The 12,295-nt window shown below is 56.9% G+C and carries 14 protein-coding genes; 6 read left to right on the top strand and 8 right to left on the bottom strand.

Going from position 1 to position 12,295, the window contains the following annotated elements; genetic code table 11:
* Positions 1 to 24 precede the first annotated feature (24 nt).
* On the bottom strand, positions 25 to 684 hold the full coding sequence (locus CWM52_RS00790; protein ID WP_100682352.1) for a fumarylacetoacetate hydrolase family protein: 660 nt from the start codon (positions 682 to 684) through the stop codon (positions 25 to 27).
* Between the two features lie 17 nt (positions 685 to 701).
* Positions 702 to 983: a YcgL domain-containing protein gene (locus CWM52_RS00785; RefSeq protein WP_100682351.1), complete on the bottom strand. Its 282-nt coding sequence runs from the start codon at positions 981 to 983 to the stop codon at positions 702 to 704.
* A 126-nt stretch (positions 984 to 1,109) separates the two neighbouring features.
* Between CWM52_RS00785 and minC the strand changes: the two genes are divergently transcribed.
* The 3 genes from minC to minE are packed head-to-tail and all read left to right on the top strand — an operon-like array spanning position 1,110 to position 2,917.
* A complete protein-coding gene (gene minC / locus CWM52_RS00780) occupies positions 1,110 to 1,808 on the top strand; it encodes a septum site-determining protein MinC (protein ID WP_100682350.1) in 699 nt (232 codons plus the stop codon).
* 23 nt (positions 1,809 to 1,831) lie between these two features.
* A complete protein-coding gene (gene minD / locus CWM52_RS00775; RefSeq protein WP_100682349.1) occupies positions 1,832 to 2,644 on the top strand; it encodes a septum site-determining protein MinD in 813 nt (270 codons plus the stop codon).
* 3 nt (positions 2,645 to 2,647) lie between these two features.
* Positions 2,648 to 2,917, top strand: a complete 270-nt coding sequence (gene minE, locus CWM52_RS00770) for a cell division topological specificity factor MinE (protein ID WP_004103270.1) — start codon at positions 2,648 to 2,650, stop codon at positions 2,915 to 2,917.
* An 82-nt stretch (positions 2,918 to 2,999) separates the two neighbouring features.
* Here minE and rnd read toward each other — a convergent pair whose 3' ends face one another.
* From rnd to CWM52_RS00745, 5 genes are all read right to left on the bottom strand, one after another.
* Entirely contained in the window at positions 3,000 to 4,115 is a 1,116-nt protein-coding gene (gene rnd / locus CWM52_RS00765; RefSeq protein ID WP_165785328.1) for a ribonuclease D, read from the bottom strand.
* Between the two features lie 81 nt (positions 4,116 to 4,196).
* Entirely contained in the window at positions 4,197 to 5,882 is a 1,686-nt protein-coding gene (gene fadD, locus CWM52_RS00760) for a long-chain-fatty-acid--CoA ligase FadD (protein WP_100682466.1), read from the bottom strand.
* Positions 5,883 to 6,089: 207 nt separating this feature from the next.
* Positions 6,090 to 6,671 carry a Slp family lipoprotein gene (locus CWM52_RS00755; RefSeq protein WP_100682347.1) on the bottom strand — a complete coding sequence of 194 codons (582 nt, stop codon included), beginning with the start codon at positions 6,669 to 6,671 and terminating at the stop codon, positions 6,090 to 6,092.
* A gap of 38 nt (positions 6,672 to 6,709) precedes the next feature.
* Entirely contained in the window at positions 6,710 to 7,405 is a 696-nt protein-coding gene (gene tsaB, locus CWM52_RS00750; protein WP_100682346.1) for a tRNA (adenosine(37)-N6)-threonylcarbamoyltransferase complex dimerization subunit type 1 TsaB, read from the bottom strand.
* Positions 7,406 to 7,472: 67 nt separating this feature from the next.
* Entirely contained in the window at positions 7,473 to 9,383 is a 1,911-nt protein-coding gene (locus tag CWM52_RS00745) for an ATP-dependent DNA helicase (protein ID WP_100682345.1), read from the bottom strand.
* Positions 9,384 to 9,514: 131 nt separating this feature from the next.
* On the opposite strand from CWM52_RS00745, the gene CWM52_RS00740 reads away from it, so the two are divergent.
* Positions 9,515 to 9,859: a RidA family protein gene (locus tag CWM52_RS00740; protein WP_100682344.1), complete on the top strand. Its 345-nt coding sequence runs from the start codon at positions 9,515 to 9,517 to the stop codon at positions 9,857 to 9,859.
* On the opposite strand, the gene CWM52_RS00735 is transcribed toward CWM52_RS00740, so the two are convergent.
* Positions 9,860 to 10,045 carry a YoaH family protein gene (locus CWM52_RS00735; RefSeq protein WP_004863886.1) on the bottom strand — a complete coding sequence of 62 codons (186 nt, stop codon included), beginning with the start codon at positions 10,043 to 10,045 and terminating at the stop codon, positions 9,860 to 9,862. It abuts the gene before it with no gap.
* 88 nt (positions 10,046 to 10,133) lie between these two features.
* On the opposite strand from CWM52_RS00735, the gene pabB reads away from it, so the two are divergent.
* Both pabB and CWM52_RS00725 read left to right on the top strand, forming a co-directional pair.
* Complete coding sequence (pabB, locus tag CWM52_RS00730; protein ID WP_100682343.1) at positions 10,134 to 11,489, top strand: aminodeoxychorismate synthase component 1; 1,356 nt, start codon at positions 10,134 to 10,136, stop codon at positions 11,487 to 11,489.
* 3 nt (positions 11,490 to 11,492) lie between these two features.
* Positions 11,493 to 12,071 (top strand): CoA pyrophosphatase, encoded by a 579-nt coding sequence (locus tag CWM52_RS00725; RefSeq protein WP_100682342.1) that lies wholly within the window; start codon positions 11,493 to 11,495, stop codon positions 12,069 to 12,071.
* The last annotated feature ends 224 nt before the right edge of the window (positions 12,072 to 12,295 follow it).

Below are 12,295 nucleotides of genomic sequence, written 5' to 3'. Positions count from 1 at the left end.
GCCGGTAAAGGCGGCAAAAGGTCGTTACAGTACGCGGGTGGCGAGCGTCAGACCATTAAAGCCAACGTCCAGTTCATCGCCGCTGCCGAGCGGCCCGACGCCTTCTGGCGTGCCGGTCAGGATGATATCGCCGGCTTTGAGCGTAAAGAAACGCGACATATAGGCAATCAGCGGGACGATTTTATGGATCATATCAGCCGTCGTTCCCTGCTGGCGAACGCTGCCGTTCACTTTCAGGCTCAGCGGGGTATTTTGCGGGTCGCCATGAAATTCCGCCGCCGGGATAAAACCGGATACCGGGCAGGAATTATCAAAGCCCTTGGCTTTTTCCCACGGCTGGCCGGCTTTTTTCATCTTGCCCTGCAGATCGCGCAGGGTAAGATCCAGCGCCACGCCGTAACCGGCGATCGCTTTCAGGACGTGTTCTTCCGTCGCCTGGCGCAGCGTACCGCCAATCAGCACCGCCAGTTCAACTTCATGATGCACCGAACCCAATCCTTCGGGGAGCACCAACGGCTGGCGGATATCGCATAGCGCCGTCTCAGGTTTAATAAACAGCACCGGTTCTTCCGGCATTGCACTGCCCATTTCCTTAATGTGGTTTGCATAATTGCTGCCCACGCAAACGACTTTACTTACCGGGTAATCCAGTAATGCTCCCTGCCAGTTATGATGTTGGTACATTATTTTCCCTCGGTGGGTTAATCAGATTTATTCCCCTGTTCCGCCAGGTGTTTCTTCAGTAGATTCTCAGTCGGAGGAGGAAGTTGAAGATAGTAGCCCTGATCAATCAGCGACTGTTTGACTTTTTCCAGATCGGCACCAGCAAGCTTCTTCTGTCCGTCGAGCGGTAAAAGCATGGTCATCTGCGGCGTACCGAAGCTGGCCATCAGTTCGCCAGGAACGCGTGAAAAATCGTCCCTTTTTTCGACATATAAATAGGTTTGTTCACGTTTAGTACTTCGATAGATCACACAAAACATAGTTTTACTCGGAATTAGACCCGTGGTCACTTGCCTCAATATATGAGTGACTATAACATGCCTTTTAGTCTTCGGAATATCACCGCACTTCGGCGGGTGATAAACAGCAAATTGAGTAAGGCCAGGATGTCAAATACGCCAATCGAACTTAAGGGCAGTAGCTTCACCTTATCTGTCGTTCATTTGCACGACGCAAATCCCGAGGTTATTCGTCAGGCGTTAGAAGACAAGATCGCCCAGGCTCCCGCTTTTTTACGTCATGCTCCGGTCGTTGTGAATATCAGCAACGTCGAAAACGATGTTGACTGGCACCCTATGCATGAAGCCATTGTCAGCACCGGTTTACGAATTATGGGCGTGAGCGGGTGTAAAATCCCGCGGCTCAAAACGGAAATCGACCGTACCGGGATTCCTTTACTGACGGAAGGGAAAGAAAAAATCCCCCGCCAGGCGCCGCCAGAGCCGGTTGCGCCGCCGCCAGTTGTTAATCCGGTCACAAAAACGCGTTTAATTGATCTGCCGGTACGTTCCGGTCAGCGCATTTATGCACCAAACTGTGATCTCATTGTTACAAATCATGTGAGTGCCGGTGCGGAACTTATTGCCGATGGTAACATCCATGTTTATGGCATGATGCGGGGACGTGCACTCGCGGGCGCAGGCGGCGACAGAGAAGCGCAAATATTTTGTTCACACCTCACGGCGGAACTGGTTTCCATCGCAGGGGAATACTGGCTGAGTGATAATATCCCGGCCGAATTTTATGGCAAAGCGGCCCGCCTGCGTCTGGGTGATACCGCTTTGACTATTCAACCGTTGAGTTAGTCCCTTTTTAACAAGGAATTTCTATGGCACGCATTATTGTTGTGACTTCGGGTAAAGGGGGCGTTGGCAAGACCACCTCCAGCGCGGCCATCGCTACCGGTTTGGCCCAGAAGGGAAAGAAAACTGTCGTTATCGACTTTGATATCGGTCTGCGTAACCTCGACCTGATTATGGGCTGCGAACGTCGGGTGGTTTATGACTTCGTCAACGTGATTCAGGGTGATGCCACGCTGAATCAGGCGTTAATCAAAGATAAACGCACCGACAATCTCTATATCCTCCCCGCTTCCCAGACGCGCGATAAAGATGCGCTGACCCGCGAAGGTGTCGATAAAGTTCTCGAAGAACTGAAAAAGATGGACTTCGATTTTGTGGTCTGCGATTCCCCTGCGGGCATCGAAACCGGTGCGCTGATGGCGCTCTATTTTGCCGACGAAGCCATCATCACCACCAACCCGGAAGTCTCCTCCGTTCGTGACTCCGACCGTATCCTCGGTATCCTCGCCTCCAAATCCCGCCGCGCGGAAAATGGCGATGAGCCGATCAAAGAACACCTGCTGCTGACGCGCTACAACCCTGGTCGTGTGAACAAAGGCGACATGTTGAGCATGGAAGATGTTCTGGAAATCCTGCGCATCAATCTGGTCGGCGTTATCCCGGAAGATCAGTCCGTGCTGCGGGCGTCAAACCAGGGTGAGCCGGTTATCCTGGATGACGCGTCAGACGCAGGTAAGGCTTATGCCGATACGGTAGAACGTCTGCTCGGAGAAGAACGTCCTTTCCGCTTCATTGAAGAAGAGAAGAAAGGTTTCCTCAAACGCCTGTTCGGAGGATAAATTATGGCATTACTCGACTTTTTTCTCTCGCGGAAAAAGAACACGGCCAACATTGCGAAAGAGCGCCTGCAAATCATCGTCGCGGAGCGTCGTCGCGGCGACGCTGAACCGCATTATCTGCCGCAGTTACGCAAAGATATTCTGGAAGTGATTTGTAAGTATGTACAGATCGACCCGGAAATGGTCAGCGTTCAGCTGGAACAACGGGATGGCGATATTTCGATTCTGGAGCTGAACGTGACTTTGCCAGAAACGGAAGAGTCGAAACCCTGACCCCAATTAGCCCGACCGCCTTGCGCGGTCGGATTGACGGGTATAGCGGCCCGGATGCTCTGTCCGGGCTTTTTGCTGCGGCTTAGCGCGGATATTCGCTTAACAACGCCTGCAGACGATCGGCCATCAGGTCGCTTCGCCAGCCGGAAATCAGCTCAGGTCGTCCGTTTGCGCTTTTCAGCTGCCAGTGCCAGTTCAGCAGCTGGTTAATCTGCCGTCTTGATGCCAGCAGCTCTGCGCTCAGCCCCTTCTCGGTACTCACTTCCTGCACCAGCGCTTTAATCTCTTTAAAGACCTTGCGGTAGCCCGGCATATCAATCAGGTTTTGCAGCGGCTCCGGCAGCGCCTCTTCAGGCAGCGCCTGGGCTTTCGCCACCAGACTTATCAGCGTTTTACCGTGGAAGCGAATTTCGCTGCCGGACAGGCCGAGGCTATCCAGTTCACCGAGACTCCCCGGCATATAGCGCGCCACGTTCCACAGATGCTCTTCACGCACGACAAAATTGACCGCCATATCGCGATCGCGCGCCTTACGTAAACGCCACTCCGCCAGCAGTTGCAGACAGCCCAGTTGACGGGTGCGCAGCTGCCAGGCGTTACCGATATCACGCCACGCCTGCGCCGGGTCCTGCACTTCCTGACGACGTTGCTGCATCAGACGACATTCGTCCAGTGCGGCCTCCAGCCAGCCCGCGCCCGCGGTTTCCGCCATCAGCTTGCTGGCAATCGGCAGCAGATACCAGACATCCGCCGCCGCATAGTCGCACTGACGCGAGGTCAGCGGGCGAGCCAGCCAGTCGGTGCGCGACTCGCTCTTATCCAGCGCAATGCCGGTATACTCTTCCACCATCGACGCAAATCCCCATGACATCGGGCGCCCGCAAAAAGCGGCCAGAATCTGGGTATCAATCAACGGCTGCGGCATCAGGTTGAAGGTGTTGAGGAATACTTCCAGATCTTCACTGCCAGCGTGCAGGTACTTGGTGACGTCTTTGTTCAGCAGCAGCTCACGCATCGGCGCCCAGTCGGTTATCTCCAGCGGGTCAATCAGCGAAACCTGCTCACCGTCAAACAGCTGGAGCAGGCCCAGCTGCGGGTAGTAGGTGCGGGTGCGGACAAATTCTGTATCCAGCGCAATCGCGGGTGCCGTGCTTGCCGCTTCGCAGATGGCGCGAAGACCATCGTCGGTGGTGATCATCTGATAGTTCAAATCATGCTCTCTTAACTTGCGCCCATAAAAAACGCCGGCTTAGCCGGCGTCTGGCGACTCTCGTATACCTTAGGCTTTATTGTCTACTTTAGCGCGGGCTTCGTCACGCAGTTCTCGCCGTAAAATTTTACCCACGTTGGATTTCGGCAGTTCATCACGGAATTCAACCAGTTTCGGTACTTTGTATCCGGTCAGCTGGCGGCGGCAGAAGGCGATCAGCGCCTCTTCGGTCAGCGACGCGTCTTTCTTGACGACGAAAATCTTCACCGCTTCACCGCTGCTGCCCGACGGTACGCCAACGGCAGCCACCTCCTGCACGCCCGAATGCTGCATCACCACATCTTCGATTTCGTTCGGATAGACGTTAAACCCGGAGACCAGAATCATATCTTTTTTGCGATCGACGATGCGCAAAAAGCCTTCATCATCCATCACCGCAATATCGCCGGTATGCAGCCAGCCGTTTTTGATGATCTCTGCGGTCGCATCGGGACGCTGCCAGTAGCCCAGCATCACCTGCGGCCCTTTGACACACAGCTCTCCGGGCATGCCCGTCGGCACGTCATTATCATCATCGTCCACCAGCTTCGCTTCGGTCGACGGAACCGGCAAACCGATGCTGCCGCTGTGATAGTCAATATCATGCGGGTTAACGCTGACCAGCGGAGCGCACTCCGTCAGACCATAGCCCTCCAGCAGATACTGTCCGGTGAGCTTAACCCACCGCTCGGCCACCACCTGCTGCACCGGCATACCGCCGCCAGCGGAAAGATGCAGAGAGGAGAAATCGAGCTGCTGAAACTCTTTGTTGTTGAGCAAGGCGTTGAATAGCGTATTGACCCCGGTCATCGCGGTAAACGGATATTTTGCCAGCTCTTTCACCAGCCCCGGAATATCACGCGGGTTGGTAATCAGCAGGTTCTGGCCGCCGAGTTCAATGAACAGCAGGCAGTTCATGGTCAGCGCAAAAATGTGATACAGCGGCAGCGCCGTCACGACAAACTCTTTCCCACGATGCAGCAGCGGCCCGTAGGTGGCATTCACCTGCTCGAGGTTAGCCAGCATATTGCGGTGGGTGAGCATTGCCCCCTTCGCCACGCCGGTGGTGCCGCCGGTGTACTGCAGGAAAGCCAGATCTTCACAGACAATGTCGGGTTTAACGTACTGCATACGGTAGCCGGCGTGCAGCGCGCTGCGAAAAGAGATAGCATCGGGGAGGTGATATTTCGGCACCAGGCGCTTGATGTACTTCACCACGAAGTTCACCAGGGTGCCTTTGGCCGTTGAGAGCTGATCGCCCATCCGGGTCAGGATCACATGCTTCACCTGGGTTTTCCCGACCACTTTCTCCAGGGTATGGGCGAAGTTGGAGACGATCACAATCGCCGTCGCCCCGCTGTCATTGAGCTGATGTTCAAGCTCGCGCGGCGTATACAGCGGATTGACGTTCACCACAATCATCCCCGCGCGCAGAATGCCGAAGAGTGCGATGGGATATTGCAACAGGTTAGGCATCATCAGCGCGACGCGATCGCCCTTTTGCAGCCCCAGTCCCTGCTGGAGATAAGCGGCGAATGCCCGGCTGCGCTCCTCCAGCTTCCGGTAGGTCATTACCTCGCCCATGTTGATAAACGCCGGTTGGTCAGCATAGCGCGTGGTGGCATGTTCAAATAATTCAACCAGGGATTGGTAGCGGTCAGGATTGATCTCCGCCGGAACATCGGCGGGATAGCGGTTTAGCCAAACCTTTTTCACTGCATCACCTCTGAAATAGTTATTCGTCGTCATCACAGCCCCTGATCAACAAACATTCTGTTAACATTATATTAACTCAGCGTACCAGTTTATTAATTAGCCGTTTTACAGGTTGCGAAGCGCGTCACTATTTATTTTTCTTATCAGTCCAAAAATAAAGAAACAGCGGACAAGCCGCTGTTTCTTTTAGCTTACAAAACTACAAAATCATTCAGTTACAACACTTCTGACTTCCGCAGGGCCCGGGTTGTACCAGCCCCAGCTGCCATAACCGTAACCCCAGGGGCGCGGGCCGAACATCCACGGGTCGATAGGCTGCGGCGGCATAACCACCTGCTGCACCACGTTCCAGCGTTTATAGCCAGTAGCATTCATCAGCATAAATTTGTACGGCGTGCTGCCGACTTTACCGTCCACGACGCCGGTAATCGGGCCAACGACGGTCACCAGTTGTCCGCGGAAATCAACCGGGTCGAGGAAGCCGTTCACATCGGCGAAGATGCGCCCGCGTGACGCTTCGTTCAGCTCAGGCCGCGCGCCGCTGTCCAGCGTAACGGTGGCGATTTCCAGACGGGTTTTACCCTGTTGATTCTGGATGTTGACGACTTTACCGCCGAAGCGAGCTTCCTGGCCAACATAGAGCTGCGGCGCCGCCATGACCCGAACTAAATCTTGCTGCGGCGTCGGGCTGGAGCCTTTAATCACATCCGGCACCGACACACATCCACTTAACGCGACGGCAACGGCGCCCGCTAATAACCAACGTACTGCTTTGTTTTGACCCGCCATGATGCGACTCCTTCTCTCAGTCTTATGTTTACTGAGATTCATCCCCGGCCAGGAAGTTTCTTCCACGCCACGTCGTTACGCAAATAAACCGGTTCGGCCTGGTCTACGGCTACGATTTTCCCGGCGGCCAGCAGGTAGCAGGCCAGCGGCAGCATGTCTTCCGCCGCCGGTAGCGTCACCTCGCCGTCGGTTAAGACCAGCGTAGTCTCCTGCGCCAGATCGGGCCAGGCTTGCCAGCCGGTCCCGACCGTTGCCCAGCGGCCGTCCAGCTGTTGCAGACGTTCGCGAACGGCGTCAGGCTTCAGCACCGCTTCGCTCTCTTCGCCGTGCCAGACGCCCTGCTCATCGCGCTGGTATTCAGCCCAGTACACTTCGCCCATTCGGGCGTCGATGGCCGCCAGTACGCGGGTTGCGCCGGTTTTACGCCATGCGCCCTGTGCCATGGTCGCCAGGGTCGATACGCCAATCATCGGCAGTTCAGCCCCCAGCGCCAGCCCCTGAGCAATGCCAATGCCAATGCGCACGCCGGTAAAACTGCCAGGTCCGCGGCCGAAGGCCAGCGCATCCAGATCGCTCAGTGAGACATTGCTTTCGTTCAGGACATCCTGCACCAGCGGCAGAATACGTTGGGTATGTTCACGGGGACAAATTTCGAAATGAGCACAAAGGGTGCCATCATTCCACAGCGCCGCGGAGCAGGCCTCCGTGGCGGTATCGATAGCCAAAATTCGCATGAGTTGTCGCGCTCTCGCTCTAGCAGATTGACAAAATGGCGCGCAGCTTACCACATTTTGCGCCAGATTACCTCGCTGGCGGCACGGCGAGGAAACGCACCGCCCGGCGGATATCGCGGGTTCGCGGCGCTGGCGGCAGACTGGCGAGGAACACGGCGCCATAGGGACGCATCACCAGCCGGTTGTCGCAAATTACCAGCACCCCGCGATCGTCGATATCGCGGATCAGGCGCCCGACCCCCTGTTTCAGCGTAATGACCGCATCCGGCAGCTGGACTTCGTCAAACGGATCGCCGCCGCGCAGGCGACAGTCTTCCATTCGCGCTTTCAGCAGCGGATCGTCCGGTGAGGTAAACGGCAGCTTATCGATAATCACCAGCGATAGCGCATCGCCGCGCACATCCACCCCTTCCCAAAAGCTGCTGGTCGCCACCAGCAGAGCGTTACCGGCGCTGACGAACTGCTGTAACAGCTGCCCTTTACTGGTTTCACCCTGTAACAGAACCGGTAAAGTCATGGTGGCGCGGAACTGCTCCGCCAGATCGCGCATCATCGCGTGCGAGGTGCACAGCATAAAGCAGCGGCCGTCGTTAGCTTCAATCAGCGGTTTGAGCATCGCGGCCAGATGTCGCGCGGCGCCGGGCTGATTCGGCAGCGGAAGGTTGCGCGGCACGCAGAGCAGCGTCTGATGCGCGTAATCGAACGGGCTGGGCAGCAGCAGCGATTCCGCCTCTTCGATGCCAAGGCGCGCGGTGAAATGCCGAAGATCGTCGTTGACCGACAGCGTTGCGGAGGTAAAAATCCAGCTCCCCGGCTTCTGCGCCATCACCTCTTTAAATTTTTCGGCCACCGTCAACGGCGTCAGCGCCAGGGTAAAGTGGCGGGAAGTGCATTCATACCAGTAGCTGAAGCCCGGCTGGTTGATCTCTTTCAGTCGCTTCAGTCGCGCCCGGTAGAGCGTCGCGCGTTCAAAGGCAGCATCCAGCAGCGCCGAGCGTCCCAGAGACAGTTTTGCCACGTCATAGCACAGCTCCAGCGCATCATCGAGCAGCAGCAGCGCCCGCTGAATGTTGCTGTCCGCCAGCAGATCGCGCAGGTTGCCGCGATAGCCGGGCTCGCCGAGCTGCAGGCGGAAATCCTGCGCGCTCTGGGCCAGCCGGTCGGCGCATTTTTGCAGCTGCTGGGTATCTTTTAGCTCGGTGCGGTAGGCGATAGTGATGTCTTTCGCCAGATCCAGCAGCTGACGACTGGAGAGCGACTGGCCAAAATACTGACTGGCGATATCCGGCAGCTGATGGGCTTCATCGAAGATCATCACTTCCGCTTCGGGGATCAGCTCGGCGAAACCGCTCTCTTTCACCACCATATCGGCAAGAAAAAGGTGGTGGTTAACCACCACCACGTCGGCATCCATCGCCTTTTTACGCGCTTTGACGACGAAGCAATCTTTGTACAGCGGGCAGTCGCTGCCGAGGCAGTTATCATTGGTGCTGGTCACCAGCGGCCAGGCCTGAGAGTCTTCGGCGACGCTGACGCAGGTGCTGATATCGCCATCGGTGGTTTGATTAGACCAGGATCGCAGCAAAATGACGTCGCTCAGGGTTTGCACCGGCAGATCGCCGCCGGCCAGAGCCTGTTGTTCAAGACGCTCAAGGCACAGGTAATTGGACCGCCCTTTCAGCAGCGCCAGCCTGCCGGTGAAATTCAGCGCTTTGGCCACCGTCGGCAGGTCGCGGCTGTACAGCTGATCCTGCAACGCTTTCGAACCGGTTGAGATGATCACCTTTTTGTTGGCGCGCAGCGCCGGCGCCAGGTAGGCGTATGTCTTCCCGGTACCGGTCCCGGCTTCCACCACCAGCGGCCGCGCCTCTTTTATGGCGTGGGTCACCGCCACCGCCATCTGGCGCTGCGGCTCGCGTGGTTTAAATCCCGGAATCGCGTTGGCCAGCTGGCCATCTGCTGCAAAATCGTCGATCACAATGCCCCCTGGTTATTTGGACAGTGATTATGTCAGGGAGGGCGTCGTTTCACCAGCCCGGGTAGTGACGTGGGCAGAACATTATGGCAGTCTTGCCGCTGTCTGATGGAATAAAACCGAAGGAAATGAAAATGACAATTACGCGTATCGATGCGCAAGCCCGCTGGTCTGATGTCGTCATCCACAACCAGACCCTTTACTACACCGGCGTACCGGCCAACCTGGATGCGGATGCCTGTGAGCAAACCGCGAACACCCTGGCGCAGATTGACGCCGTGCTGGAAAAACAGGGTAGCAACAAGTCGCGTATTCTTGATGCCACCATTTTCCTCGCGGACAAAAGCGATTTTGCCGCCATGAATAAAGCCTGGGACGCCTGGGTAGTCGCCGGTCACGCCCCGGTACGCTGCACCGTTCAGGCCGCGTTAATGAAGCCTGAATACAAAGTCGAAATTAAAATTATCGCCGCGGTGTAATTACTCGTCTTCGTCTTCATCTTCAAAGCGCGCTACGATCCGGTCACCGGTATGCGTGGCGCGCAGTTCGCTCGCGACCAGCGCAATAGCTTCACCGCTACTCATCCCGTTGGCCATTAGCTCCTGAATACGTTCTACCGCTTTTTGCTGCTGCTCGTGGCTCAGCGAAGGTAAACCTGCAAACATGACTCACTCCTGCTACATTGTGTGGCGTAATTATTTCATGCCGCCCGCCTGATTTTCCAGAGGACGGTGACGATTAGGATCGAGGAAGATGTTGTCCCCCGCTATTATTACCCTGCCATGGCACCCGGATGCTGCCGAGCGTTACTTTACTCCTTTAAGCACAGCCCCGTGGGCAATGCTGCTGCATTCTGGTTTTGCTGACCATCCGCATAACCGTTTTGACATTATCGTCGCCGATCCGCTCATGACCCTGCTGACCCACGGCGAGACAACCGTGGTGGATGACGGCCAGACCCAGAGCCGTTCCACGGCCGACCCGCTGGCGCTGTTGCAGACACAGCTGGATCGCTGCGGGTTAAAGCCGCAGGCCCATCCCCATCTGCCGTTCCTCGGCGGCGCGCTGGGGTTATTCGGCTACGATTTGGGACGCCGTTTTGAATCCCTGCCTGCTCACGCCATCGCGGATATCGCGCTGCCGGATATGGCCGTCGGTATCTATGACTGGGCGCTGATTGTCGACCATCAGCGCGGCGAAGTGTCGCTGCTCAGCTATGGCGATCCGCACGCCCGCCTGCGGTGGCTGCAGGCGCAGTGTGCCGCGCCAACCGCCCCGTTTGCGCTGACGTCCGCCTGGCGCTCCAATATGAGCCGCGAACAGTATGGCGAAAAATTTCGTCAGGTTCAGGCCTGGCTGCACAGCGGCGACTGCTATCAGGTCAACCTGGCTCAGCGCTTTCAGGCCAGCTACTGCGGCGATGAGTGGCAGGCATTTTGCCAGTTGAACCGCGCCAATCGCGCGCCGTTCAGCGCCTTTATTCGTCTGCCGGATGGCGCCGTACTCAGTCTTTCGCCGGAGCGTTTTATCCGGCTTCACCAGGGCGAGATTCAGACCCGCCCGATTAAGGGCACGCTGCCACGTCTGGCCGATCCGCAGCAGGACGCCCGCCAGGCGCAGAAGCTGGCCCGTTCGCCTAAAGATCGGGCGGAGAATTTGATGATTGTCGATCTGATGCGCAATGATATCGGTCGGGTTGCCGAAGCCGGTAGCGTACGGGTCCCGGAGCTGTTTGTAGTTGAGCCGTTCCCGGCGGTACACCATCTGGTGAGTACCATTACCGCCCGGCTGCCGGACCATCTGCACGGAAGCGACCTGCTGCGTGCGGCTTTCCCCGGCGGGTCAATTACTGGCGCGCCCAAAGTGCGGGCGATGCAGATAATCGATGAGCTCGAACCGCAGCGCCGCAATGCGTGGTGCGGCAGTATCGGCTATCTGAGCCTGTGTGGCAATATGGATACCAGTATTACTATTCGCACGCTGACGGCCTGGCAGGGTCAGCTGTACTGTTCCGCTGGCGGCGGCATCGTGGCGGACAGCGAAGAGGCGGCCGAATATCAGGAAACGTTTGATAAAGTTAATCGAATTTTGCAACAACTGGAGAGCTAGAACATGGCGGATGGCGCCCTTGAGCTGGACGACTTTCTTTCCCGTTTTCAATTACTGCGCCCGCAGCCCTCGCGCAATGCGCTGAATCAGCGTCAGGCGGCGGTGCTGGTGCCTATCGTTCGTCGTCCGCAGCCAGGGCTGCTGTTGACCCAACGCTCGCCGCGGCTGCGCAAGCATGCCGGTCAGGTTGCCTTCCCCGGCGGCGCCGTGGATGCTACCGATGCCACGCTGATTGCCGCCGCGCTGCGTGAAGCGCAGGAAGAGGTCGCCATTCCCCCCGAAGCGGTCGAGATTATCGGCGTGCTGCCGCCGGTAGACAGCGTGACCGGCTTCCAGGTCACGCCGGTGGTCGGCATCATTCCGCCAAATCTCCACTATCACGCCAGCCAGGATGAGGTCGCCGCGGTGTTCGAGATGCCGCTCGCTGAAGCGCTGCGTCTGGGGCGCTATCATCCGCTGGACATTCACCGCCGGGGCAACTCGCATCGCGTCTGGCTGTCGTGGTATCAGCACTATTTTGTCTGGGGAATGACCGCCGGCATTATTCGCGAGCTGGCGCTGCAAATCGGGACTAAACCTTAGTTTTCTTCATTATGCCTGAGGCGGCTGAAATTCCGGCTGCCCCCTCATTTCAGCCCGGTCGCCATCCCGGCCATCGGGCGGCGTATTTCGGGTATATACTCAAAATGAGAATGCGCTCTCAGCATTAGTAAATTCACCGTTATCCATTAGTTTAATTCATGTGAATAGTTAAGCTGATGGTTCGGTTCCCTCTTACACTATGCGCAGTTATCACATCGTTACCG

It is taken from the genome of Raoultella sp. T31 (assembly GCF_002806725.1).
In the GTDB taxonomy this organism is placed as follows: Bacteria; Pseudomonadota; Gammaproteobacteria; order Enterobacterales; family Enterobacteriaceae; genus Klebsiella; species Klebsiella electrica.
This window is presented reverse-complemented; position numbering and strand designations above follow the sequence as displayed.